General features: G+C 66.7%; 22 protein-coding genes. 17 read left to right on the forward strand and 5 right to left on the reverse strand.

The window, feature by feature from the left end; translation table 11 throughout:
- Positions 1-10 precede the first annotated feature (10 nt).
- From epsF to asnB, 12 genes are all read left to right on the forward strand, one after another.
- Positions 11-1441 carry a chain length determinant protein EpsF gene (gene epsF / locus AC07VX_RS17560; protein ID WP_493165620.1) on the forward strand — a complete coding sequence of 477 codons (1431 nt, stop codon included), beginning with the start codon at positions 11-13 and terminating at the stop codon, positions 1439-1441.
- Positions 1442-1472: 31 nt separating this feature from the next.
- Positions 1473-2327, forward strand: coding sequence for a polysaccharide biosynthesis tyrosine autokinase (locus AC07VX_RS17565; RefSeq protein WP_493165619.1), 855 nt, complete (start codon positions 1473-1475; stop codon positions 2325-2327).
- Between the two features lie 17 nt (positions 2328-2344).
- Entirely contained in the window at positions 2345-3232 is an 888-nt protein-coding gene (gene xrtB / locus AC07VX_RS17570; protein ID WP_493165618.1) for an exosortase B, read from the forward strand.
- Positions 3229-3936, forward strand: coding sequence for an exosortase-associated protein EpsI, B-type (gene epsI, locus AC07VX_RS17575; RefSeq protein ID WP_493165617.1), 708 nt, complete (start codon positions 3229-3231; stop codon positions 3934-3936). The genes xrtB and epsI overlap by 4 nt, the downstream gene beginning before the upstream one ends.
- 20 nt (positions 3937-3956) lie before the next feature.
- Complete coding sequence (gmd, locus tag AC07VX_RS17580; protein ID WP_493165616.1) at positions 3957-5081, forward strand: GDP-mannose 4,6-dehydratase; 1125 nt, start codon at positions 3957-3959, stop codon at positions 5079-5081.
- 10 nt (positions 5082-5091) lie between these two features.
- A complete protein-coding gene (fcl, locus tag AC07VX_RS17585; protein WP_493165803.1) occupies positions 5092-6042 on the forward strand; it encodes a GDP-L-fucose synthase in 951 nt (316 codons plus the stop codon).
- Positions 6042-7562 (forward strand): lipopolysaccharide biosynthesis protein, encoded by a 1521-nt coding sequence (locus AC07VX_RS17590; RefSeq protein WP_493165615.1) that lies wholly within the window; start codon positions 6042-6044, stop codon positions 7560-7562. Before fcl ends, AC07VX_RS17590 begins: the two co-directional genes overlap by 1 nt.
- Positions 7559-9001: an O-antigen ligase family protein gene (locus AC07VX_RS17595; protein ID WP_493165614.1), complete on the forward strand. Its 1443-nt coding sequence runs from the start codon at positions 7559-7561 to the stop codon at positions 8999-9001. Before AC07VX_RS17590 ends, AC07VX_RS17595 begins: the two co-directional genes overlap by 4 nt.
- Positions 8998-9909 carry a glycosyltransferase family 2 protein gene (locus tag AC07VX_RS17600; protein WP_493165613.1) on the forward strand — a complete coding sequence of 304 codons (912 nt, stop codon included), beginning with the start codon at positions 8998-9000 and terminating at the stop codon, positions 9907-9909. The genes AC07VX_RS17595 and AC07VX_RS17600 overlap by 4 nt, the downstream gene beginning before the upstream one ends.
- A gap of 1 nt (position 9910) precedes the next feature.
- Positions 9911-10774 (forward strand): glycosyltransferase family 2 protein, encoded by an 864-nt coding sequence (locus tag AC07VX_RS17605; protein ID WP_493165612.1) that lies wholly within the window; start codon positions 9911-9913, stop codon positions 10772-10774.
- Positions 10771-11922, forward strand: coding sequence for a glycosyltransferase family 4 protein (locus AC07VX_RS17610; protein WP_493165611.1), 1152 nt, complete (start codon positions 10771-10773; stop codon positions 11920-11922). Before AC07VX_RS17605 ends, AC07VX_RS17610 begins: the two co-directional genes overlap by 4 nt.
- A gap of 216 nt (positions 11923-12138) precedes the next feature.
- Positions 12139-14019 carry an asparagine synthase (glutamine-hydrolyzing) gene (asnB, locus tag AC07VX_RS17615; protein ID WP_493165610.1) on the forward strand — a complete coding sequence of 627 codons (1881 nt, stop codon included), beginning with the start codon at positions 12139-12141 and terminating at the stop codon, positions 14017-14019.
- A 28-nt stretch (positions 14020-14047) separates the two neighbouring features.
- On the opposite strand, the gene AC07VX_RS17620 is transcribed toward asnB, so the two are convergent.
- Positions 14048-16426, reverse strand: a complete 2379-nt coding sequence (locus AC07VX_RS17620; RefSeq protein ID WP_493165609.1) for a heparinase II/III domain-containing protein — start codon at positions 16424-16426, stop codon at positions 14048-14050.
- A 171-nt stretch (positions 16427-16597) separates the two neighbouring features.
- On the opposite strand from AC07VX_RS17620, the gene AC07VX_RS17625 reads away from it, so the two are divergent.
- The 5 genes from AC07VX_RS17625 (at position 16598) to AC07VX_RS17645 (ending at position 22082) form a co-directional block, all read left to right on the forward strand.
- Positions 16598-17752: a glycosyltransferase family 4 protein gene (locus AC07VX_RS17625; protein ID WP_493165608.1), complete on the forward strand. Its 1155-nt coding sequence runs from the start codon at positions 16598-16600 to the stop codon at positions 17750-17752.
- Complete coding sequence (locus AC07VX_RS17630; protein ID WP_493165607.1) at positions 17749-18903, forward strand: glycosyltransferase family 4 protein; 1155 nt, start codon at positions 17749-17751, stop codon at positions 18901-18903. Before AC07VX_RS17625 ends, AC07VX_RS17630 begins: the two co-directional genes overlap by 4 nt.
- Positions 18896-19645 (forward strand): WecB/TagA/CpsF family glycosyltransferase, encoded by a 750-nt coding sequence (locus tag AC07VX_RS17635; RefSeq protein WP_493165606.1) that lies wholly within the window; start codon positions 18896-18898, stop codon positions 19643-19645. The genes AC07VX_RS17630 and AC07VX_RS17635 overlap by 8 nt, the downstream gene beginning before the upstream one ends.
- 40 nt (positions 19646-19685) lie before the next feature.
- On the forward strand, positions 19686-20693 hold the full coding sequence (locus tag AC07VX_RS17640) for an NAD-dependent epimerase (protein WP_493165605.1): 1008 nt from the start codon (positions 19686-19688) through the stop codon (positions 20691-20693).
- A 63-nt stretch (positions 20694-20756) separates the two neighbouring features.
- Positions 20757-22082 (forward strand): UDP-glucose dehydrogenase family protein, encoded by a 1326-nt coding sequence (locus tag AC07VX_RS17645; RefSeq protein ID WP_493165604.1) that lies wholly within the window; start codon positions 20757-20759, stop codon positions 22080-22082.
- A gap of 3 nt (positions 22083-22085) precedes the next feature.
- Here AC07VX_RS17645 and rfbC read toward each other — a convergent pair whose 3' ends face one another.
- Genes rfbC through rfbB form a run of 4 tightly spaced genes read right to left on the reverse strand, consistent with a single transcriptional unit; the run spans position 22086 to position 25487 of the window.
- Complete coding sequence (gene rfbC, locus AC07VX_RS17650; protein ID WP_493165603.1) at positions 22086-22646, reverse strand: dTDP-4-dehydrorhamnose 3,5-epimerase; 561 nt, start codon at positions 22644-22646, stop codon at positions 22086-22088.
- Between the two features lie 2 nt (positions 22647-22648).
- On the reverse strand, positions 22649-23539 hold the full coding sequence (gene rfbA / locus AC07VX_RS17655; protein ID WP_493165602.1) for a glucose-1-phosphate thymidylyltransferase RfbA: 891 nt from the start codon (positions 23537-23539) through the stop codon (positions 22649-22651).
- A complete protein-coding gene (rfbD, locus tag AC07VX_RS17660) occupies positions 23536-24432 on the reverse strand; it encodes a dTDP-4-dehydrorhamnose reductase (RefSeq protein WP_493165601.1) in 897 nt (298 codons plus the stop codon). Before rfbD ends, rfbA begins: the two co-directional genes overlap by 4 nt.
- A complete protein-coding gene (gene rfbB, locus AC07VX_RS17665; RefSeq protein WP_493165600.1) occupies positions 24429-25487 on the reverse strand; it encodes a dTDP-glucose 4,6-dehydratase in 1059 nt (352 codons plus the stop codon). Before rfbB ends, rfbD begins: the two co-directional genes overlap by 4 nt.
- Between the last annotated feature and the right edge of the window lie 36 nt (positions 25488-25523).

Here is a 25523-nt window from a genome sequence, read left to right on the forward strand (position 1 = left end):
GGATGCAGCAATGAACTTTGTCCAATTCCTGGCCATCTTGCAGGCCCGCTACAAGGTGGCGCTTGGCGTGTTCGCCAGCATCGTCATCGTCGCCCTGGTGGCCAGCCTGGTCTGGCCCAAGAGCTACACGGCAGCGGCCTCCGTCGTCATCGACTCCACCAAACCGGACCCGCTGGCAGCCGTGCTGTATGCCGGCGGCGTCAACCCGAGCCTGGTGGCGACGCAGATCGACGTGATCCAGAGTGATCGCGTGGCCTTCAAGGTCGTGCGCAACCTCAAGCTCACGGAGAACCCCCAGATCCGCGAGCAGTGGCAGAGCGCAACCAAGGGCGAGGGCTCCATCGAGCAGTGGCTCGGCACGGTCTTCCAGCGCGCGCTGGACGTGAAGCCCTCCCGCGAGTCCAACGTGGTCACCGTCACCTACAAGGCTGCCGACCCCAAGTTCGCTGCGGCCCTGGCCAATGCCTTCGTGCAGGCCTATCTCGAAACCAATATCGAGATGCGTGTCGAGCCGGCCCGCCTGTACTCGTCCTTCTTCGACCAGCGCGGCAAGGAAGCCCGCGAGGCGCTCGAAAAGGCGCAAACCCGGCTGTCCGAGTTCCAGAAGGAGAAGGGCATCATCGCGACGGACGAGCGCCTGGACGTCGAGAACGCGCGCCTGAGCGAGCTGTCCTCCCAGTATGTCGGCCTGCAGTCCCTGGCCTCCGACTCGGGCAGCCGCCAGACCGCTGCCCGCGGTGCCGGTGCGGACCGCATGCAGGAAGTGCTGAACAACCCGCTGATCGCCGGCCTCAAGGCTGATCAGGCACGCCTGGAAGCCAAGCTGCAGGAACTGACCGCCAAGCTCGGCGACAGGAACCCCCAGGTCATCGAGGCGCGCGCCAATCTGGCCGAGCTCAAGACCCGCATCGAAAGCGAAACGACCAAGGTTGGCAGTTCGCTGGGCATCGCCAACAACATCAACCAGCAGCGGGCTGGCGAGATCAAGGCCCAGCTGGAAGCCCAGCGTGCCAAGGTGCTGCAGATGAAGGCGGTGCGCGACGACGGTGCCGTGCTCGTGCGCGATGTCGAGAACTCGCAGCGCATGTACGACCAGATCATGGCCCGCCTGAACCAGGCCACGATGGAAAGCATGGCCACTCAAAGCAATGTGTCGGTGCTTTCCCAGGCCGTGCCTCCGGTCGAGCCGACGTCACCGCGCCCGACGCTGAACATGGCGGTGGCCGTGTTCGCCGGAACGCTGCTGGCCATCGCCATCGTCGTGGCGATGGAAATGCTGGACCGCCGCGTGCGCAGCGCCGAAGACGTCGCCCAGGCCGTGGCCCTGCCCATCCTCGGCGTCCTGCCATCGCCGAATGCCCGTCGCCTGTTCCGCAAGGCCACCACGGCCAATCTGATGCAGCAGCGCCTGCTCGGCCAGGCGCCGGGCAAGGGCGCCTGATCCGATGAACGCAGCAAATTCTGGAGCCTCCGTGAACGCCCCTGCCGAACTGCACGACCGCCCCATCGGCGACCTGATCCGCGACGCGCGCAACCTCAGCGCCGCGGAAGTCGAAAAGGTGCTGAGCTACCAGCGCGAGCATGGCGTGCGCTTCGGCGAGGCCGCCGTCACTCTCGGTCTGGCCAGTCCGGACGACGTGCTCAATGCACTGGCCCAGCAGTTTCACTACCCGCTGGCCAATGCCGAGCGCCGTGTGGCGAGCCCCGAGCTCGTCACGCTGCTGCAGCCCTTCTCGGTGCAGGCCGAAGCCATCCGGGCGGTGCGCAGCCAGGTCACCATGCGGCTCAGCAAGCCCGACGTCGTGCGTCAGGCCATGGCGGTCATCAGCCCCTCAAGCGGTGACGGCAAGACGTATTTCGCTGCGAACCTGGCCGTGGCGCTGGCCCAGCTTGGTGGCCGCACGCTGATCGTCGACGCCGACCTGCGCGGTCCGCGCCAGCACGAGGTGTTCAAGGTGAGCAACGCCGCCGGCCTGTCCTCGCTGCTGTCTGGTCGCACCGAATCCCAGGTCATTCAGCCTGTCGAGGGCGTCCCCGGCCTGTTCGTGCTGCCCTGCGGCCCCATCCCGCCCAACCCGCTGGAGCTCATCGAGCGCCCGGCCTTCGGGCTGCTCGTGCGCGAGCTGACCTCCAAGTTCGATCACGTTGTCATCGACACCGCGGCGGCTTCGCTCGGCTCGGACAGCTGTGTTGTCGCTGCCAAGTGCGGTGCAGCCCTGGTGCTGACGCGCAAGCACGAGAACAAGGTGGCTGCGCTGCAGGACCTTGTCGCCAGCCTGGCCGGCAGTTCAGTGCAACTGCTTGGCGCCGTCGTCAACGAATTCTGACCACGAGTGTTTCGGTGATGTCCGCGACCGCACCTCAGGCTGGCCGCCAGAGCCTGCTGCCTCCCGGCGTCGACCTGCCGGCCCTGCTGCTGGTGCTGACGGGCCTGCTCGTCGTCTACATCCCGGAGTACGTCGAGCTGGGCCAGACCATCTGGCGCAGTGATGAGCAGGGCCACGGTCCGATCATCTTCGCGGTCAGCCTGTGGCTGCTGTTCAACCAGCGTCATGCCCTGGCCGAGCTGCCCTCGCGGCCGGCCACCCCCAGCGGCGTGCTGGTGTTGGTGATTGGCGGGCTGCTCTATGCAATCGGGCGTTCGCAGGACATCTGGATCTTTTCCATCGGATCCCAGATCTGGGTGCTGGCCGGCCTGGCGCTGCTGTTCAAGGGCTGGCGCGGGCTGCGGCTGATCTGGTTCCCGCTGTTCTTCATGCTCTTCATGGTGCCCCTGCCCGAAGCCCTCGTGGCTGCGGTGACGGCGCCGCTGAAGTCTGCCGTGTCGCTGGTGGCGAGCAATCTGCTCTACGCCATGGGCTACCCGGTCGGACGCTCCGGCGTCATGTTGACGGTGGGGCAGTACCAGCTCATGGTTGCCGACGCCTGCGCGGGGCTGAACTCCATGTTCACGCTCGAGGCGCTGGGCATGCTGTACATGAACCTGATGCGCTACACCTCGGTGGCACGCAACGTGACGCTGGCCGTCATGCTGGTGCCCATCGCCTTCTGCGCCAACATCGGCCGCGTGATGATCCTCGTGCTCGTCACCTATTACTTCGGTGACGCGGCAGGCCAGGGTTTCGTGCATGGCTTCGCGGGCATGGTGCTCTTCATGATCGCGCTCATGCTGATGCTGGTGCTGGACAAGCTGCTCAACGTCTTCTTCAGGCCCGAGCGGGGTGCAGCATGAGCGGCGTGCTGACGCCCGTGAGGCTCCGCGCCCTGTTCGCGGCCTTGCTGCTGGTTTCGGCGTCCGGGCTTGCCCACGTGACCCGACCCACCATCCATCTGGCCGAACAGCATGCCAAGGTCGACCTCGAGACGATCTTCCCCAAGACCTTCGGCGGTTGGCGCCTGGACCCTAATCTGCCCGTCAGCATCGTTTCGCCCGACGTCGAGGCGATGCTGAAGTCGCTCTACGCCCAGACGCTGAGCCGCACCTACATCGGCCCTTCCGGCGAGCGCATCATGCTGTCCATTGCCTACGGCGGCGACCAGTCCGATGCGACGCGTGCCCACCGGCCCGACGTCTGCTACCCGGCGCAGGGTTTCGACATCCTGTCCGGCAGCTACACCAGCATCGACATCGGCAGCCCCGGCGGGCCATTGCCGGTGCGCCACATGTTCGCCAAGCTCGGCCAGCGCCACGAGCCCGTGACGTTCTGGTTCGTCGTCGGCGAGCGCGTGGCCGTGTCCGGCCAGCAGCAGAAGCTTGCCCAGCTCAGCTACGGCCTGCGCGGCGTCATCCCCGACGGCATGCTGGTACGCGTTTCCAGCATCGACCCCGACGCCGACGCGGGCTACCGCGTCCAGGCCCGCTTCATCGCCGACATGCGCGCCGCCATGCCACAGCCCTCACGGCTGAAGGCATTCGGCAGCGTGTTGGCCGGCTAGCTTCCTCCGAGTTTTCCATCATGAGCAGTTCCAAGAAGGTTGCGTTGATCACCGGCGTCACCGGCCAAGACGGCGCCTACCTGGCAGAACTCCTGCTGTCCAAGGGCTACGAGGTGCACGGCATCAAGCGCCGCGCGTCGTCGTTCAACACCGACCGCATCGACCACCTCTACCAGGACCCTCACGTCGACAACCAGCGCTTCAAGCTGCACTACGGTGACCTGACGGACTCGACCAACCTGATCCGCATCATCCAGCAGGTCCAGCCCGACGAGATCTACAACCTCGCCGCCATGAGCCACGTGGCGGTGAGCTTCGAGGAGCCCGAGTACACCGCCAACGCCGACGGCATCGGCACCCTGCGCATCCTCGAGGCCATCCGCATCCTGGGCCTCGAGAAGAAGACCCGCTTCTACCAGGCCTCGACCTCCGAGCTCTACGGCTTGGTGCAGGAGATCCCGCAGAAGGAAACCACGCCCTTCTACCCGCGCAGCCCCTACGCCGTCGCCAAGCTCTACGCCTACTGGATCACGGTCAACTACCGCGAGGCCTATGGCATGTATGCCTGCAACGGCGTGCTCTTCAACCACGAGAGCCCGCTGCGCGGCGAGACCTTCGTCACCCGCAAGATCACCCGCGCCATCGCCCGCATCGCACTGGGCCTGCAGGACTGCGTCTACCTCGGCAACCTCAGCGCGCTGCGCGACTGGGGGCATGCGCGCGACTACGTCGAGATGCAGTGGCTGATGCTGCAGCAGGACACCCCCGAGGACTTCGTCATCGCAACCGGCGTGCAGTACAGCGTGCGCCAGTTCGTCGAGTTCGCCGCCGCCGAGCTCGGCATCAGCGTCGCCTTCGAAGGCGAGGGCGAGCAGGAAATTGCCCGCGTCACCAAGATCGAGGGCAACCAGGCCAAGTGCAAGGTCGGCGACGTCATCGTCAAGGTCGACCCGCGCTACTTCCGCCCCACCGAGGTCGAGACCCTGCTGGGCGACCCCGGCAAGGCCAAGGAAAAGCTCGGCTGGACGCCCAAGACCACGCTGCGCGAACTCGTCGCCGAAATGGTGCAGGCCGACTACACCGCCGCCAAGCGCGACAGCCTCGTCAAGCTCGCCGGTTTCCAGGCCTACGACCACCATGAGTGACGTGGCGTCCATGCCCAGGGACGCGCGCATCTTCGTCGCGGGGCACCGCGGCATGGTGGGTTCGGCCCTGGTGCGCCGGCTGCAGGCCGGCGGCTACACCCGCGTGCTGACCGCGCCGCGACAGGAGCTCGACCTGCTGGACCAGCGTGCCGTGCACGCCTGGCTTCAGCAGCACAAGCCCGACTACCTCTTCATCGCCGCGGCCAAGGTCGGCGGCATCCAGGCCAATAACGTCTACCGCGCCGAGTTCCTGTACCAGAACCTGATGATCGAGGCCAATCTCATCCATGGCGCCCACCTCGCGGGCGTGCAGCGGCTGATGTTCCTCGGTTCATCGTGCATCTACCCCAAGCTCGCGCCGCAGCCCCTGCGCGAGGACAGCCTGCTCACCGGTCCGCTGGAACCCACCAACGAGCCCTACGCCATCGCCAAGATCGCCGGCATAAAGCTCTGCGAGAGCTACAACCGCCAGTACGGGCGGCAGTACGTCAGCGCGATGCCGACCAACCTCTACGGCCCCAACGACAACTACGACCTGCAGAGCAGCCACGTGCTGCCGGCCCTCATCCGCAAGGCCCACGAGGCCAAGGCGCGGGGCGATGCCGAGCTGGTGGTCTGGGGCACCGGTACGCCGCTGCGCGAATTCCTCTATGTGGACGACCTGGCTGACGCCTGCGTGCACCTGATGGAGACGGAGGCCGAGGACATCCTCACCAACGTCGGTGTCGGCGAGGACGTCAGCATCCGCGAACTTGCAGCGCTCGTCTGCGAGGTGGTCGGCTTCGGTGGCGAACTGGTCTTCGACACCAGCAAGCCCGACGGCACGCCGCGCAAGCTGATGGACGTGAGCCTGCTGGCCAGCCGTGGATGGCGCGCGACGACCGGGCTGCGCGAAGGCATTGCACTAGCCTATCGTGACTTCCTGACGCGCTTGGACTGCGCCGCTCTCGGGGCTGCCTGATGTCCGGCCCCGGGCTGGCAGCGCGTTCGATCTCGGCCGTCTTCTGGGGGGCAGGCGGCACTGTTGTGCGCATGCTGCTACAGGTCGGCTCGCAGGTCGTACTCGCCCGGCTGCTGGGGCCAGCCGAGTACGGCGTCTTTGCCATCGGCACGCTGGTCATCACCTTCAGTCTGTTCTTCGCAGATGTAGGCTTGGCCTATGGCTTGATTCAGAAACCCCAGGTGAGTGATCGCGACATCCGCTTCGTCTTCACTTGGCAGATCATCTTGGGCGCTTGTGTCGCTGCCCTTGTTGCGCTCGCGGCGGGACCGATCTCGGTCTTCTTCGGCGAGCCGCGTGCCGAGGACGTCGTGCGTGCCTTGTCGCTGCTGTGCCTGGTCAACGCACTGGCTGCACCGGCCATGAACCTGCTCAAGCGGGAGTTGAACTACCGTGCGCTACAAGGGGGTCAGATCGTCAGCTACTTTGTTGGCTTTGTGCTCGTGGGCATACCACTGGCCCTGGCGGGACATGCTGTCTGGTCTCTCGTCGCGGCCTGGAGCACACAGGCTGTGCTGGCGGGACTCATCGCCTACGCCCAGGTGCGCCACGCACTCAAGCCTTTGATCTGGTACGAAGAAGCGCGTGGCATGGGTGCTTATGGCGGCGTTGTGTTTGCCACCAATCTGCTGAACTGGTTCATCGCCAACATCGACCGTACCGTGGTTGGTCGCTGGCTGCCGTCGCGCGACATGGGTCTGTATAGCCAGACCTACAACCTGCTCTACAGCCCCAGCGCCAGTCTCCTGGGTGTCATCCAGCCGGTGTTCTTCTCTACAGCGTCCAGGGCGGCCGAACGTGAGGCCCAGGCCGAGACGCGGCGTGCATTCCTCGGCCTGCTGGGCGCAGTCGCACTGTTCGTCATGCCGGTTTTCGCCGCCACGGCGGCCCTGGCCGAGCCCTTTGTGCTCACCTTGTATGGCGCCAAGTGGCACGACGCAGCGGCCGTTTGCGCACCGCTCGCGCTTGCCATGCCGCTCTTCCTGATGTTCGGCCTGTGCACGCCCCTGCTCTGGACAGCTGGTCGGCCTTCCGACGAGATTCGCAGCCAATGGCCGATGGCGGTGGCCTGGGCGCTGGCATGTACATGGGCCGCCCAGTATGGCGTCGTGGCAGTGGCCTGGGCGGCACTTGCCTTCTTCGGGCTGCGCCTGGCCCTTGTGCTGCGCATCACAGCCAAGCGCACGTCGCTGCGACTGGTGGAGTTGTGGCGTGCGATGCGAGGGGGTGCACTTGTGTCGTTGGTTGGCGGGCTCGCCCTGGGCGCGCTGGATCACATGCTGCGGAATCTGAACGCTCCTCAACGGCTGGGTGCTGGGGTGGTTGCCGGGCTGCTGCTGGCCGTTGCCTTGCTGTACTTTTGCCCGCAGTTGGTCAGCATGGAATTGCGCGTACTGGTCGGGCGGGTGCTGCATCGACTGCCCGCAGGCGCCGGTCGCTATCTGGCCTTTCTTGGGCCGCGTGAGAGTGAGACAAGATGAACAACGCTGAACTGATAGGGATGCTGATCTACAGCGGCATTGCCCTGGTCTTTGCGCTCGGTCTTGTGCTGGTGCAGGGGATGTTCCTGTCGCTGGAAAGCCGCTTCTCGCGCTGGACGCTACCCGCCGTTCCGCTGAGCTTGTGCTTGGGTATGGCTGTCAGCAGCCTGCTCTCGGGGCGCAATCTGAAGTACGCCGCCTTGGATATCCGCACCATCAGCAGCGTGGAGGGCGCGGGTGGTGGCAACATCATGCGGGCCGTGACGGCGGTCGTGCTCGCGCTGTGCTTTGCAAAGATCGTGGCCAAGCTGATGAACCGTCAGTTGGGCCGCGGCACGGTCGTCGGCGGGCAGGCCCTGGTCGTCACCCTGCTGCTCTTTTTCGTCTCTACGCACCTGCTGTCGGCGGCATTGGGTGCTCACCCGGCCTTCATCCACAACAGTTACTACCCCATCATCGTCTTCGTCGCCTTTTTCATGGCGCGTTCCGAGGGCGTGGAGCCGGCCATCGATGCGCTGAGGCTGGGGCTGCTGCTGTTGATGCTGGGCAGTCTGGTTGCAGCCGTCGCTCTGCCGTCACTGGCCGTCCAGACTGACTACTCCGGCTGGATTCCAGGTTTCAAGATCCGCCTCTGGGGCCTGGGGTCCAACGCTAACAGCATTGGCCCTCTGGCCCTTCTGCTGGCCCTGCTGCTGTTCTTCAGGCCTTTCGGCCGGGCTTGGGTCAACGCGCTCGCATGGCTGTCGTTGCTGGTCGTTTTCGTCCTGGCGCAGTCCAAGACGGTATGGGCTGCCGGGGCAGCCTGCATGATCATCCTCATGCTCTATGGCCGCGGCCGGGACGAGCGCGGCCACATCAAGCCGGCCTTCGTGCTCGCCATGCTTCTGCTGACGCTGGCCGTCGTGTTCGGGCTGGCCGTTGCCGACCTCGGCCGCATCGCGAGCAAGATCGCCGCCACCAAGGTCGGCGGCGAGATCTCCACGCTGACCGGCCGTGCCACCATTTGGGCGGAGGCTTGGCGGACCTGGCAGGCAAATCTGTGGTTCGGCTACGGCCCCGAGGCGTGGGGGCCTCTGCACCGCGCGCGCATCGGCATGCCGTTTGCGTTTCATGCACACAACCAGCTTATGCAAAGCCTCTCCGGCGCCGGTCTGTTCGGCGGCCTGTCGATGCTGGCCTATCTGCTGTGCATGCTGGTTGCGTCTGTGAAAGCTGCGCGCCTCAGCCGCGGCGTTTCGATCGCTCTGGCCGTCGTCATGCTTGCCCGGATCATGACCGAGGCGCCGCTCGAACTCGAAGGGCTGTTCATCGGCGAGACCATCATCCATCTGGCGTGGTTCATGGTGGTGCTGCTGCCTTTTGCGCGGCCTGCGGGCAATGAGCGTTCCACACCGGCTGAGGCTGCCCCGATGCCGCGAACTGCGGCGATGGCCACATGACGACGCCCACGTTCAGCATCGTCATACCGCTCTACAACAAGCGCGACTTTGTCGCCGAGGCGGTCATGTCCGCTGCGACCCAGCAGCCCCTTCCTTTGGAGATCGTCGTCGTGGACGATGGCTCCACCGACGGCAGTGCAGAGCTGGTGGCCGGGCTGGGCCTGCCGGGTGTCAGGCTGCTGAGTCAGGCCAATGCCGGTGTTTCAGCCGCTCGCAACGCAGGGGTCAGGGCAACGCGGGGCGACTGGATTGCCTTTCTGGATGCGGACGACCGGATGGCGCCGGGTCATCTGGCATCGCTTGCGCGGCTGGCGGAGCAGTTCCCGGATGCAGGCATGCTGGCCACCGGCTATAGCCGACTGTGGCCAGACGGCCGCCGCGAGCCTGTCGCGCTGGATTTCGGGCCAGGCCTGCTTGACGATTTCTATGGGCGTTGGAGTCGGCTCTCATTTCTGTGTGCCAATTCGGTAGCGCTCCGTAGAGAAGTCATTCACATTCGCGGAATCGAATTTGAGCCTGGAGAGCGGCTTGGGGAAGACCAGGATGTCTGGTTTCGCGTGGCCGAGGCCGCGCCTGTGGCATATGTCGGCACGACGTTGGTGGACTACCGCCTGGAAGTGTCGGGCAGCGCCACCGCGGCTGCGCCGCGGCCAGTCGATCTGCTGCCTTGCTACCGTCGCCTTCTGAACAGGCTGCAGTCTGGACAAACGCCCCAATCTTTACGCGCCGGTGCGCGGCGCCTGCTCGGGTCTCATTGGCTCAATGTCGCGCGAGCCCGTTACGCCTCGGGCGAGCGCTCACAGGCCTGGGCGCTCTGGCGTGAAGCTCCTGCACGGGGCAACCCGGTCTATTGGCTGCGCACTGCCTTGCAGTGGTTGACGCTTCCGGGGCGTCCACGCGAGGCTTGACATGGCACAAGGTCCCTGTTTCAGCCTCATCCTCGCCACCTACGGGCGTGTCGACGAGATCGGCCGACTGCTGGATTCGCTGGCGGCCCAGTCCTGCCAGGACTTCGAGCTCATCGTTGTCGACCAGAACGCCGATGACCGGGTGTTGCCCTTCGTGCAGCGCGCGCTTGCCGCCGGCTGGGCGGTCCAGCACATGAGGCTGTCCAGGCCCAACCTTTCGGCGGCCCGCAATGCCGGCATTGCCGTGGCGCGCGGCGCCTGGATCGCGTTGCCGGACGACGACTGCTGGTACGAGCCCGATACGCTGGCCCAGGTCCGGGCCCGGCTGCTGGCCGATCCGGGCCTGGACGGCCTCGTCATCCAGTGGGTGGAGCAGTCGCATCACGTGGCTTCTGCGGCGGATTCGCCCCTGCGGTTGGCCGCCTGGCGGCGCTTCAAGGGGAGCGAGGCCAGCTCGATCACACTCTTCCTGCGCACCGAACTGGCCCGTCGCGTGGGTGGTTTCGACGAGCGCATGGGCGTGGGCCAGTGGTTCGGTGCCGGGGAGGAGACGGATTTCCTGCTCACCGCGCTGGCGCAGGAGGCCCGCATCGAGCGCCTGGACGATGCCCGGGTGCACCATGCCTTCGGCGCGCGCAAGGCGATGTCGCTGGGGGGGGAGTGGCGTTTCTCGCTGTCGCGTTCGCGCAGTTGGGGGGCGCTGTGCCGCAAACATCACCTGGGCTGGCCCGTGATCCTGCGCGGCCTGATAGGCCCTCTGGGCTGGATGTTGCTGCGCCCCAATGGGCTGGTGGGCGTGGTGCAGTCGGTGGCGGCGACGATCGGACGCTTCCAGGGCCTGCTCGGCTGGAGGGACCGCGTATGACGCCGGTGGTTCTGGTCGACATGGCGGTGGAGCGCCGCAGCCCGGCAGGCAGCTGTGTGCGCCTGCAGGCGCTGGCGCTCGGGGAGGACCGGCCCGTCGTCGTCGTGACCGGTGGCTGCGACCTGACGGAGCAGCCGGGCCTGAGAGTCGTGCGCGTTGCGCTGCCGAGCGGGCCGGTGCTGCTGCGCTATCTGGTCTTCCAGTGGCAGGCAGCGCGCGCACTGCGTCGCCTGCTGCCGGGCCTGCCGGCGGGCACCCTGGTGCAGTGCACCCAGGGCCAGTGGCCGGGTGCGCAGGTGGTTTACGCCCATTTTTGCCATACGGCCTATCTGCGTGGCGGCTGGGCGCAGGCCGGGGTGGGCCGGCTGCGGCGGTGGGCACGCTGGCTGAACCATCGCTTCAACGCCTGGACGGAGGCGCGCGCCTTTGGGCAGGCGCAGGTGGTTGTCGTGCCGTCCATGGGACTGGCGCGCAAGCTGGTCGATGTCTTTCCGGCGCTGCAGGGGCGCGTGCGGGTGGTGGCCAATCCCGTCGACCTGTCGGGCTTCCAGCGACCCGAGGTGTTCGACCGGGCAGGGCAGCGGGCCGCGCTCAGGCTGGAGCCGCAGGCCCTGGTGCTGAGCTTTGTGGCGCTTGGCAATTTCGAGCACAAGGGGTTGGGGCTGCTGGTGCAGGCGCTGGCGGCGCTGCCGCCTTCGCTGCGCGGGCGGCTGCAGTTGCTGGTGGTGGGCGGCCAGGCCGGTGAGGTAGCCCGCTATCGCGAGCTCGCGGAGCAGGCCGGCGTGGCCGACCGGCTGGTTTTCGCCGGGCTGCAGAAGGATGTGCGGCCCTTCCTGTGGGCCAGCGATGCCTTCACGCTGCCCTCTGCCTACGAGACTTTTTCGCTGGCGGTGCTGCAGGCCAGCGCCGCTGGGCTGCCGGTGCTGGTCAGCCAGGGCCTGCACGGCACCGAGGACTATTTAGAGGACGGCCGTCAGGGCTGGTTCGTCGAGCGGTCGGTGGCGGGGCTGGTGCACGGGCTGACGCGCGTTGTGGAGGGCGCCGAGCGGCTGCCGGCGATGAGCCTGGAAGCCCTCGCCGTGGTGCAGCGCTATTCCGAACCCGCCTTCCAGGCGGCGTGGCGGGCGTTCTACAGCGACCGCCACTGAGGCGCGGGCCCGGTGTGGCCTGGCGCAGCGCGTGAGCGCCCGGGAGAAGAGGCTCGTGATTCCGGCGCCTGGCTGTCTCTTTGCTGTCTAAGGCCCCTTTTCATACCCCCCGACGCGTGGGAGCGCCCCCGGCTGTCATCAGCTTCTCCCACTTTGAAGTTCAAATGCAAAAGATTGTGAAGTTATTAGCTGGACCGCATGGAAGGTGGCTAGGGGATGTGTGGCATTTCGGGGGTGGTGGGGCCTGGCATCGAGGATGCGAGTGAACTGAGACGGCAGGTGGAGCGGATGACGCAGGCCATCGCGCACCGGGGGCCGGACGGCTCGGGCCATTTCGTGGATGAGCAGGCGGCGCTGGGGCACCGCAGGCTGGCTATCCTGGATCTGTCGGACGCGGCGGCTCAGCCCATGCACAGCGACGACCAGTCGCTGGTGCTCGTGTTCAACGGCGAGATCTACAACTTCATCGAGCTGCGTGCCGAGCTGAAGGCGCTGGGGCATCAGTTCACGTCCAGTGGCGACACCGAGGTGCTGCTGAGGGCGTACCAGCAATGGGGCGCCGATTGCGTGCAGCGATTCAATGGCATGTGGGCCTTCGCGATCTGGGACCGGCGCGAGCGCACGCTGTTCCTGTCGCGCGACCGGCTTGGCGTGAAGCCGCTGTACTACACGGAGCAGGGCGGGCGGCTGTACTTCTGTAGCGAGATCGCCGGTCTGCGCGCGGTGCTCGATCTGCGCGAAGCGAACGCGGCCAAGCTGCATGACTACCTGGCCTTCGGCTATCGCACGAACGATGGCGAGACGCTGTTCGGCGGCGTGAAGGAGCTGAAGCCGGGCCACAACCTGTGCTGGCGCGCCGGGCGCCTGATGCACAGCCGCTACTGGGCACTGCCTGAGCAAAAGCTGGAGCTGGGGTTCGACGAGGCCCGGGAGCGCCTGCTGGCCTTGCTGGCCGATGCCGTGCGGCTGCGTTTCCGCTCCGATGTGCCGGTGGCCCTGCTGCAGAGTGGAGGCATCGATTCCTCGGTGCTTGCGACGCTGATCAACGACGACATCGAGCGCGGCGAGCTGCCGGCGGGCAATGTGACGGCCTACAGCGCCATTTTCCCGGGGCATGCGCTGGACGAGTCGCAGGACATTCGCGCACTGTTGAGCACCTGCCCACAGATCCGGGGTGTGACGCTGCATGCGGAGGCGTCCGACGTGGCGCGTGATTTCGAAGCGTACTGCCTGTCCATGCAGGAGCCGATGGCGGGGGCGCAGTCGTTCATGCACTGGAAGCTGATGCAGCAGGTCAGGGCGGCCGGCACCAAGGTGGTCATCAATGGCCAGGGTGCCGACGAGGCCTGGGCTGGCTATGGCTTCTATATCCGCGGCTATCGCCTGCTGGACCTGCTGATGACCGAGCCCGGCTCGGCGGTGCGCGAGCTGGCAAGCATGCGGCGCGAGATGGGCCTGGGCATGGCCAGCACGCTGGCACAGACGGTCAAGGCTGCCGTGGGCCGGCGTGCCGCCTCGCATTGGCGTGCGCGGTTCAAGGAGCGCACGGCCGAGGTGCTGACCCCGGACTTCCGCAGGGCGCATGCGAGCCATCTGCCCGACCTGCGCATGGTCTGGGGCGGCGGCAACCTGGAGCGCCATCTTCGCGGGCAGCTCAGCGACTATGGCTTCAACCAGATCCTGCACTACGAGGATCAGTCGTCCATGAGCCAAGGCATCGAGGTGCGCTCGCCCTTCGTGGACTACCGGCTGATGGAGCTGGCTTTCAGCCTCCCGGTGGACTACAAGTTCAGCGGTGGCCACACGAAGCGGCTGTTGCGCGAAGCCTTCGGCCAACGCGTGCCGGCGCAGATCATCCGCAGCCGCCGCAAGCTCGGCTTCGCGACGCCCACGGGTTCCTGGCTTGCCGAGGCGCCCATGCGCAATCTGGTGGCAGGGCTGACGAATGATGCCGACTTCCAGCAGCGCTCGCTGTGGGATGGTCGCCGTCTGGCTGCCAAGCTGGGCGATGCCAGCCAAGCCGAACGGGGTTTCCCGGCGTGGCGCTATCTGATGACGGCCGTCTGGTTGAAGCAGAACGGCATCCGCAACGTCTAGCCCGTTGCGGTGCGGCGGCCCGCCGACGTCACTGGGCCGTGATGCTGCTTTCGAAGACGGCGCTTGAGCCGTTCACCTCGTAGTAGAGGCTGTTACGGGTGGCGGGCATCGGCGTGTTGGGAGCCTTGCCGATGTACAGGCGCTGGGCGCCCGGTCCCCAGACCTTCAGCGTGTAGTTCTTGCTGCCCGGGCACTTGAGCGTGATTTGCCAGCTGGCCGTGGTGGTGTAGGTGGCGGTGGCCGTCCAGTAGCCGAATGCGGTGACGGCGGGCAGGGCAGGCTGGCCGGTGGCGGCCGTGACGCCGCTGCCAGGCACCATGTCGCAGGTGCTGCTGAAGGCCATGCCAAGGCGCTTGGACTTGCCGCTCGGGATCGTGATGCTGCTTTGCTCCACGAAGCCGCTTGTCGTCAGCCGGTAGCTGCGGCGCACGGAAGCGTCGGTCTGGAAGGCAGGCTGCTCCGCGGTCAGCGAGCTGGCCGCCGCATCGAAGCTGATGAGCGTGCCAGGCGCCCACTTGGTTTGGCCGTCGCCATCCACCAGCGGGGCGTTGGCTGCCGGGCCGCGCACGAAGTAGCCTTGGTGGGCGGGCGAGCCGTAGTTGGTGGTGCCAGGGTCGTAGGCGATGGGGGTGGTCCCGTCGTAGACCTCGAAGTTGAATTCTTCGTCCGGGGCATGGTTGGCTTTCATCGCGCCGTAGCGGACGAAGGCCTGCCAGTTGCCGGCACGAAGCACGGACCAGCGCAGGGATTCGAAGTTCTTCGTCGTCGGTGCGGGCACGACGGGCGCGGTCGTCAGTTTGTTTGCCGTCGGCGGATCGAGCAGGGATTCCCAGGTTCGCCAGGCCGTGGCCTTGGCGACGCCCCAGTAAGTCGGCATGGTGCGGAACATGTACCAATGGGCCAGGTCGTTGATCATGACCTGGGCCGAAGTGCTGTCGCCGGGGTTGGGCAGGCTACCGTTGTCGAAGCGGTATTCCATCGTCGTGAGCAGCATGCGCAGGGCGGCATCGGCCTCCGCGGTGAAGCGGTCGGCATAGCCTTCTAGGCTGGCCGCGACAAGGAGTCGGGACAGACAGTCGACGACGTAGGTGTTGTACGAGAACGTCCCTTCGATCCAGACGTTGTCGACCGTAAGGCCGGAGGCCATGTTGGCCTTGATGCCGGCGGCGTCGCTGACGGCGTAGTTGAACAGGGTCGCATCCTTGAAGCGCATCGCGATTCCGGCGATGGCGCTGGAATGCCAGAGCTGGATGTTGCTCAGAGGCGCACTGGTTGACTTCAGGTTCGTCGCCATTGGCTTGAACAGCTGATCGCGCCAGGTGGCGGTACGCGTGCCACCCGCATAGCTCTCCAGCAGGCGCGCCGTGTCGACGAGCTGGAACGAGGCGACGGCCTCGTCTAGACCCTGGCGGTACATGGTGCTGCGACCTTCGGCCGTGCTGACTGGCCAGAGGGTGTATTGCTTGGCGTAGAAATCCAGCTGCTTGGCGGCCCAGTCGGCGTACTTGGTGAGGCCGGTGGCGCGGTAGATGCGGGCTGCGGCCTGCATTTGGGCGATGTTGTAGTCGCGGCCGCGGGCCACCCAGGCGCCCTTGAGCTTCTTCTGGTAATCGGTCGTCCCGGCCGCTGGCTCCGGGTCGTTGGGCGTCCAGTTCAGCGGCAGACCGGTGGCGTCGACATAGTCGTTGATCCAGCCGCCGATCAGGTCGGCGCGCTCAAAGTTCTTCGCGATCCAGGCATCCACACGTGCCTGCTCGCCCTTGACCCAGTTGGCCACGTTGCTGTCGGTCTTCACACGGTTGACCAGGGTCGTCCAGTCTTCGCGTGCGGTACGGGCACCATTGAAGATGCCGGTGCTGGTGGAGGTCAGCAATGCCAACCCGACGAGTGCGTCGGTCTTGGGGGTGATGGGGGGCAGGCTCCAGAGCGGCGAGTTGCGTGCCGGCGCCGTCACGGCGGTCTGCTGGGCGCTTATCTGGCCGGTCAGCGGCGCGCTGATCGCCGCTGCCACGGTGGCAGGCGACACGGCAAGGCCGGTGGCGGCAGCCACCTTGACGGTGGGGCCGGCGCTGCTCGTGGCCGATGGGGTGGCGGTGGAACTCGTCGTTGAAGTCGTCGAGGATTTGGTCGAGGTTCCGCTCTTGGTGCCATCTGCCATCGCCGCTGGCACCGCGGCCTGGATCTTGACCGTCGCAGCAGCCTCGCTGGCCGCAGATGCGGCGCTGGCGGGCTCGCTGGCCGCTTCGGCCGCAGCGGCGACGGCGCTTGCTGCCTCGCTGACCGGACTGACCTGAGCCGACGCCGTGGCCGGCTTCTCGGCGCCTGATCCGCCGCCACAGCCGACCAGGGCGAGGCCGGCAAGGATCCCTGCGGCGGGACGGGGCAGGACGGACGAGCGAAATTTCATGGGGATCCTTGAGCGGGGTACAGCAGCTGGCATTGTTGCCAGCAGCGCCTGAGGTGTCGACAGCCGGCTTGCAACCTGGCGTGAAGCCTGGCACGGGGACAAGCGTTGGCTGGTGTAACCGAAAGTCGTCAAAGTGAAGCCCTAAACTGCCGCCGCCCAGCCGAGCCAGCCATGCCCATTGCTTCCGCGACGCCACGACAGGTGCTTGTCGTGCAGCGCCGCCTCACCCACTACCGAGTCCCTTTCTTCGAGATCCTGCGCGGCGACCTGCGTGCCGCCGGCCTGGATCTGCGTCTGGCCTGTGGCGAGCCGACCGCCGAGGAAGCAACCAAGCGTGACAGCGGCGAGTTGGATTGGGCGACACGACTACCCACCAGCTATTGGCTGGGAGGACGCCTGTGCTGGCAACCTTTCGGGCGCTTGGCCAACGACGCCGCGCTGACGGTGCTGACGGCGGAGAACAAGTTGCTGGCCAACCTGCCGCAACAGTTCGGCGCACCAGGTAGGCGGATCGCGCTCTGGGGGCATGGGGGCAACCTCCAGGGCGACCCCGCCAGCCTGCGGGAACGCTTCAAGGCCCGCGTCGCGTTGCGGGCGGATTGGTGGCTGGCCTACACGGAGATGAGCCGCGACCTTGTGCGGGCTCTGGGGTTTCCGGACGAGCGCATCACGGTGCTGAACAATTCGGTGGATACCACCGAGCTGGCGGCTCAGTTCGCCGCGGTGACGCAGCAGGCGCGCATGGCGCTGCATGCGGAACTGGGCCTGGAGGGCGGTCCGGTCGGCCTCTACCTGGGTTCGCTCTACGCAGAAAAGCGCATCGACTTCCTTCTGGACGCCGCCCGTGCCTTGCGCCGTGCGCTGCCAGGGTTCAACCTTGTCGTCATCGGTGGCGGGCCACAGCAAGACCTCGTGGCCGCGGCGGCTCAGCGAGAGCCCTGGATCAAGGTGCTTGGCATTCGCAAGGGCGCCGACAAGGCGTTGGCAGCATCGCTGGCGGACGTGATGCTGAATCCCGGCCTGGTCGGGCTCAACATCCTGGACAGCTTCGCTGGCGGTCTGCCCATGGTCACCACCGACTGTGGCCTGCATTCGCCGGAGATTGCCTATCTGGAGTCCGGCCGCAACGGCCTGATGACTGAGAATTCGCTGGAGGCCTACGTCCAGGCCTGCGTGGCACTTCTGGCGGACCGCGACCGTCTGCGAGACATGCGTCAGAACTGCCTCGCGGACGCGCGCCGCTACACGTTGGCTGAGATGTCGGCGCGTTTCACGAGCGGGGTGCTGGGGGCCTTGGCGGCACCGATTCGACGGGCCCGGGCATGAGGGTCCTGCTGGTCCACAACGCCTACCAGCAGCGCGGTGGCGAAGACAGCGTGGTGGCTGACGAAGCCGCGCTGCTCAGTGCAAACGGGCACGAGGTGATGCCGTTCTCCGCGCACAACGACGTGATCGCCGACATGGGGCGGCTCGAACTGCTGGGCCGCACGCTGTGGTCGCGGCCGGCTGCCGAGGAGATGCGTCAACGATGCGAGGCTTTCCGGCCCGACGTGGTTCATGTGCACAACAGCTTTCCGCTGCTCTCGCCGTCGGTCCACTGGGCCGCGCAGGCCGCAGGTGTGCCCGTCGTGCAGACCTTGCACAACTTCCGCCTGATGTGCCCGCAGGCCATGTTGCTGCGCGAGGGGAGGGTGTGTGAGGACTGTGTCGGCCATCTGCCCTGGCGTGGTGCGGTGCGCGGCTGCTACCGCGGATCGGTTGCGCAGAGCACCGTCTTGGCCAGCATGCTGGTCTTGCATCGCGGGCTTGGTACCTGGCAGCGGCGCGTGAACCGCTTCATCGCGCTCAATGATTTCTGTCGTGCCAAGTTCGTCCAGGGCGGATTGCCTTCGGAGCGTGTCGTGGTGAAGCCCAACTTCGTCGACCTGCCGCGGCCGGGAGAGCAACTGCGGGATGGGCTGTTGTTCGTCGGCCGGCTATCACCGGAGAAAGGCCTGGGCGCACTGGCGGCGGCGGCACGTCAGTCGCGGCTGCCTGTAAAGGTCGTGGGCAGTGGGCCCATGCAGGCGGACTTGGCGGCCGAAGCCGGTCTGCAGATGCTGGGCCCCATGCCCTTGGATCAGGTGTTGGACCAGATGCGTTCAGCCGTCGCATTGGTGATGCCCAGCGTCTGGTACGAGAACTTCCCGCGCACGCTCGTCGAGGCCTGGGCCAGCGGGCTGCCGGTGATCGCGAGTCGCCTGGGCGCGATGGCCGATCTGATCGAAGAAGGCGTTACGGGACTGCTTTTCGAGGCAGGCAATTCCCATGAACTTGCCGAGAAGATGCGCTGGGCGACGGAGCATCCGGGCGAGATGGCCGCGATGGGGCGCAGGGCGCGCATGCACTACGAAATGAACTACACCGCAGAGCGCAATCTGAAGCAATTGATGCACATCTATGGCGAAGCCGTTGCAGAGGGGCCGCGCCATGGCTGACCGCCGCCGCATTTCCGTGCTTGGCCAGCCGCTGGACGCGCTGACCTGGGAGGAGGCCCTGAGCCGCATCGGCGCCTGGGCTGCCAACCGTGAAAGCCGCTATGTATGCATCAGCAACGCCCATTCGGTGGTGACGGGCAGCCAGGACGCGACTTTCAGCAAGGTGCTGCAAGAGGCTGACATGGTCACGTCGGACGGCGCGCCCGTGGCCTGGATGATGCGTCGCCTGGGCGTGCCCCATCAGCAACGCATCAACGGCCCCGATCTGATGTGGCGCTACTGCGCCCTGGCCGCGCGGCGCGGCGAAGGCATCTTCCTCTATGGCGGCACGGACGAGACACTCGTGCTGTTGCAGCAGCGGCTGCGCGAAGCCTGTCCAGGCCTGGTCATCGCCGGTGCCGTGTCGCCGCCGTTTCGCAAGGCCACGCCGCAGGAGTTGGCACGGGACATCGAGGTCATCAACGCCTCCGGCGCCGGTACGGTGTGGGTGTCGCTCGGCTGCCCCAAGCAGGAGCTGTGGATGGCGGCCCAGCGCGGCAAGGTCAGAGGAGTGATGGTGGGCGTGGGGGCTGCGTTCGACTATCACGCAGGCACCATCCAGCGCGCGCCCCTGTGGATGCAGCATGCCGGCCTGGAATGGCTGCACCGCTTAGTCAGCGAGCCGCGGCGGCTGTGGCGTCGGTATCTGGTCACGAACAGCCTCTTCATCTGGGGGGCTGCCAAGCAGCTTCTGCGCGGCTGAAGCAGCGACAATCCCGCGCTGTTCTTCGGAGGGCCCAGGAGTGAAAGTTCTCGTCACCGGCGCGGCCGGCTTCATCGGCATGCATGTCAGCCAGATCCTGCTGGCTCGCGGCGACCAGGTCGTGGGCCTGGACAACCTGAACGACTATTACAGCCCCCAGCTCAAGCATGACCGCCTGGCGCGGCTGACGGGCAAGCCCGGCTTCAGCTTCGTGAAGTTGGACGTGGCCGACCGCGAGGGCATGGCCAGGCTCTTCGCCGAGCAGCGTTTCGACCGCGTCGTTCACCTGGCTGCCCAGGCCGGTGTGAGGTATTCCATCGAGAACCCGCACGCCTACATCGACAGCAACATCGTCGGCTTCACCAACATCCTGGAGGGCTGCCGCCACAACGGCGTGCAGCATCTGGCCTACGCGTCGAGTTCCAGCGTGTATGGCGGCAACACGCAGATGCCCTTCTCCGAGCATCACAGCGTCGATCACCCCATCAGCCTCTACGCGGCCACCAAGAAGGCCAACGAGCTGATGGCCCACACCTACTCGCACCTGTTCGGGCTGCCGACGACGGGCCTGCGCTTCTTCACGGTTTACGGTCCCTGGGGCCGGCCGGACATGGCGCTGTTCCTGTTCACCAAGGCCATCATCGAAGGCCGGCCCATCAACGTGTTCAACCACGGCAAGATGATCCGCGACTTCACCTACGTGGATGACATCGCCGAGGGTGTGGTGCGCGTGCTGGACCGCACCGCCACGGCCGACCCGGCCTACGACCCGGCCAAGGCGGATCCCGCGCGGTCGAGCGTGCCCTACCGCGTGTTCAACATCGGCAACCACGCGCCCATCGAGCTGATGAGCTTCATCGAGGCCATCGAGCAGGCCGTGGGACGCGAGGCGGAAAAGAACTTCATGCCGCTGCAGGACGGCGATGTGCCGGCTACCTACGCGGACGTTGAGGAACTCGCCGCCTGGACGGAATTCCGGCCGGCCATGCCTGTGCCCGAAGGCATCAAGCGCTTCGTGGCTTGGTACCGCGAGTACTACAAGGTCTGATCCACAACCCTGTCATGCGCCTGCGTTACAAAGGCGTGAATCGAATCTGAACGAGGACAAGCAATGAAAGTCACCGCCATCGGTACCGGCTATGTGGGCCTGGTCACCGGCGCCTGCCTGGCCGAAATGGGCAACCATGTCGTCTGCCTGGACGTGAACCCGGAGAAGATCCGCATCCTGAACGACGGTGAGATCCCGATCCACGAGCCGGGCCTGCTGGAGGTGGTGCGCCGCAACGTGGAGGCCGGCCGGCTGCAGTTCACGACCGATGTCGACATGGCCGTCCAGCACGGCACGCTGCTCTTCATCGGCGTGGGCACGCCGCCGGACGAGGATGGCTCGGCCGACCTGCAGTACGTCGTCGCCGCGGCCCGCTCCATCGGCCAGCGCATGACCGACTACAAGGTCATCGTCGACAAGAGCACGGTTCCCGTCGGCACGGCTGACCGCGTGCGCGCGGCCATCAAGGAGGAACTCGTCAAGCGTGGCCTCGCCGACATGTCCTATGCCGTCGTCTCCAATCCCGAGTTCCTCAAGGAAGGGGCTGCGGTCGAGGACTTCATGAAGCCCGACCGCATCATCGTCGGCGCCGACGATGAGCAGGCGACGCTGCTGATGCGGGCGCTGTACGCGCCGTTCAACCGCACCCAGGACCGCATGCTGGTCATGGACGTGAAGAGCGCCGAGTTCACCAAGTACGCGGCCAACGCGATGCTGGCCACGCGCATCAGCTTCATGAACGAGCTGGCCCTGCTGGCAGAGAAGGTGGGCGCGGACATCGAGCTGGTGCGTCGCGGTATCGGCTCCGACCCGCGCATCGGCTACCAGTTCCTCTACGCTGGTGCCGGCTACGGCGGCTCCTGCTTCCCCAAGGACGTGAAAGCCCTGGTCAAGACGGCTGCCGACAGCGGCATCCCCTTGAAGGTGCTCACTGCCGTGGAAGAGGCCAACGAGCGCCAGAAGCGCGTGCTGGTCGACAAGGTCGTGAGTCGTTTCGGCGACGATCTGAAGGGCCGTCGGTTTGCCGTCTGGGGCTTGGCGTTCAAGCCCAACACGGACGACATGCGCGAGGCACCTTCGCTGGTCATCATCGACGAACTGACGAAGCGCGGCGCGACTGTCGCAGCCTATGACCCCGTCTCCATGCCGGAAACGGCTCGCATCCTCGGCCCGCGCGATGACGTGGCGCTGGTGGAGCGTGCCGAGGCCGCGCTGCAGGGGGCGGACGCGCTGCTGATCGTGACCGAGTGGAAGGAGTTCCGCACGCCGGACTTCGACGCGATCAAGGCGGCGCTGAAGTCGCCCGTCATCCTGGACGGCCGCAATCTCTACGACCCCAAGCTGATGAAGGCACTGGGCATCAGCTACAGCGGCATCGGCCGCGGCTGAGCTTCAGCCGAAGGTCCTGGCGGCGCTCAACAGGGGCGCCGCCACGTCCTTGGCGGACAGCTGGGGCGCGATGCCGCCAAGCCGGTCCAGGGGCCAGGCGATGCCGATCTGCGGATCGTCCCAGCGCACGGCCCCTTCGCTGGCCGGCGCATATTCGCCGCTGGTCTTGTAGAGGAAGTCCGCGCTGTCGCTGAGCACGACGAACCCGTGCGCGAAACCTGGCGGGATCCACATCTGATGCTGGTTCTGGGCGGACAGTTCGTGGCCCACCCAGCGGCCGAAGTTGGGGCTGGTGCGGCGCAGGTCCACGGCCACGTCGAACACCGCGCCGCTGACGCAGCGCACCAGCTTGCCCTGGGCGTGCGGATCGAGCTGGTAGTGCAGGCCGCGCAGCACACCGCGCGCGGAGCGCGAGTGGTTGTCCTGCACGAAATGCACGGCATGGCCGAGCGCCGCGTTGAAGCGTGCTTCGTTCCAGCTCTCAAGGAAGAACCCGCGCTCGTCGCCGAAGACGCGGGGTTCGATCAGTAGAACCTCCGGGAGCGCAGTGGGCGTTACCTTCATGGTCAGTCGGCCAGGTCGGCCAGCAGCTTGAGCAGGTACTGGCCGTAGCCGTTCTTGGCCAGCGGCTGCGCCAGGGCCTCGACCTCGGCCGCACTGATCCAGCCCGCACGGAAGGCGATCTCCTCGGGGCAGGCCACCTTCAAGCCCTGGCGCTTTTCCAGCGTGGCGATGAACTGGCCTGCTTCCATCAGGCTGTCGTGGGTGCCGGTGTCCAGCCAGGCATAGCCCCGGCCCATGATCTCGACGCTCAGCTGGCCGTGCCGCAGGTAATGCGCGTTCACGTCGGTGATCTCCAGCTCGCCCCGTGCACTCGGCTTGATGCCAGCGGCGATGTCGCAGACCTGCTCGTCGTAGAAATACAGGCCCGTGACCGCGTAGTTGCTCTTGGGCGCCTTGGGCTTCTCCTCGATGGAGAGGGCGTGCATCTGCTTGTCGAACTCGACGACGCCGTAGCGCTCCGGGTCGGTGACGTGGTAGGCGAAGACGCTCGCCCCATGCTCGCGCGCCGTCGCGTTGCCGAGCAGGTGTGGGAAGTTCTGGCCGTAGAAGATGTTGTCGCCCAGCACGAGGGCGCTGGGCGAGCCGTCGATGAAGTCGCGGCCCAGGATGAAGGCCTGGGCCAGGCCGTCGGGGCTGGGCTGCACGCAGTAGCTGATGTTCAGGCCCCAGCGCGAGCCGTCGCCGAGCAGGGCTTCGAAGCGTGCCGTGTCCTGCGGGGTGCTGATCAGCAGGATGTCGCGGATGCCCGCGAGCATCAGCGTGCTCAGCGGGTAATAGACCATGGGCTTGTCGTAGACCGGCAGCAGTTGCTTGCTGACGGCGAGCGTGGCCGGGTGCAGCCGGGTGCCGGAACCGCCGGCGAGGATGATGCCCTTGCGGGTCTTGGTGCTCATGCGCGGGCCTCCGGCAGGATTTCGTTCAGCATGCGTTCCACCCCCTGCTGCCAGGGTGGCAGCACAAGGCCGAAGCGCTGTTGCAGCTTGCCCGTGGCCAGGCGCGAGTTGAGCGGGCGCTTCGCCGGCGTCGGGTAGTCGCTCGTCGGGATGGCAAGGATCTGCTCCGGCGCAACCCGGATGTTGACGCCGCGGGCGCGCGCGAATTCGATGACAAAGCGGGCGTATTCATGCCAGCTCGTCGCACCGCCGGCCACCGCGTGGTAGGTACCGGCGAGGGCAGGGTTCACGCGGGCGGCGCGCAGCATGGGCACGGTCAGATCCGCCAGCAGCTCCGCGCCGGTGGGCGCACCGATCTGGTCGGCGATGACCTTGAGCTGGTCGCGTTCGGCGGCCAGCCGCAGCATGGTCTTGGCGAAGTTGCCGCCCCGGGCCGCGTAGACCCAGCTGGTGCGCAGGATCAGGTGCTGGCAGCCGCTGGCGCGGATGGCGTCCTCGGCCTCGGCCTTGGTGGCGCCATAGACGCTCAGGGGGCCGACGGGCGCGTCTTCGTCGCGGGCGTGGCTGCCGCTGCCGTCGAAGACGTAGTCGGTCGAGTAGTGCACCAGCAGGGCGCCGGTGCGCCGGGCTTCGATCGCCAGCAGGGCGGGCGCCCTGGCGTTGATCTGGCGGGCGAGCTCGGGCTCGCTCTCGGCCTTGTCCACCGCGGTGTGGGCCGCGGCATTGACGATGACCTGCGGCTCGATGGCCTGGACCCGCGCCAGCAGCGCGTCGGGCTGCGTGAAGTCGGCACCGTCGTCATGGTCCAGCGCAACGACCTCGCCGGCCACGGCCAGCGAGCGCTGCAGCTCCCAGCCGACCTGCCCCCCCTTGCCGAGCAGCAGGATCTTCATGCGGTGTACTGCTTGGCGACCCAGTCCTTGTAGGCGCCGCTCTGCACGCGGGCGACCCAGTCCGGGTGGTCGAGATACCACTGCACCGTCTTGCGGATGCCCGTCTCGAAGGTCTCGGCCGGGCGCCAGCCGAGGTCGCGCTCGATCTTGCGCGCGTCGATGGCATAGCGGCGGTCGTGGCCGGGGCGGTCCTTCACATAGGTGATGAGGCGCGCGTAGGGGCCGGCGGCGTCCGGTCGCAGCTCGTCCAGCAGCGCGCAGACCGTCTTGACGATGTCGATGTTGGCCTTCTCGTTCCAGCCACCGATGTTGTAGGTCTCGCCCAGCTGGCCGCCGGCCAGCACGGCACGGATGCCGCTGCAGTGGTCGGTGACGAACAGCCAGTCGCGGATCTGCTGTCCGTCGCCGTAGACCGGCAGGGGCTTGCCCGCCAGTGCGTTGACGATCATCAGCGGGATCAGCTTCTCGGGGAAGTGATAGGGGCCGTAGTTGTTGGAGCAGTTGGTCGTGACGACCGGCAGGCCGTAGGTGTGGTGCCAGGCGCGCACGAGGTGGTCGCTGGCGGCCTTGCTGGCCGAGTAGGGGCTGTTGGGCTCGTACGGGTGCGTCTCGGCAAAGGGCGGGTCGCTGGGCTTGAGCGAGCCGTAGACCTCGTCGGTGGAGACGTGGTGGAAGCGGAACGCCGACCTGGCCTCGCCTTCCAGCCCGCCCCAGTGGGACCGCGCCGCTTCCAGCAGCGTGAAGGTGCCCTCGACGTTGGTCTTCATGAAGGCGCCGGGCCCGTGGATGGAGCGGTCGACATGGCTTTCGGCCGCGAAGTGCACGATGGCTCGCGGCCGGTGCTGCGCCAGCAGGCTGTCGACCAGCGCCCGGTCGCAGATGTCGCCCTTGACGAAGACGTGGCGGGCGTCGCCCGCCAGCGAGGCCAGGTTCTCGAGGTTGCCGGCGTAGGTCAGCGCGTCGAGGTTGACGACGGTCTCGTCGCTCTCACGCAGCCAGTCCAGCACGAAGTTGCTGCCGATGAAACCGGCGCCGCCGGTGACCAGAATCGTCATGTCGTCATTCTCAAGGGGAACCCGGGACGACGCATG

Source organism: Roseateles sp. GW821-FHT03B02, assembly GCF_059421025.1.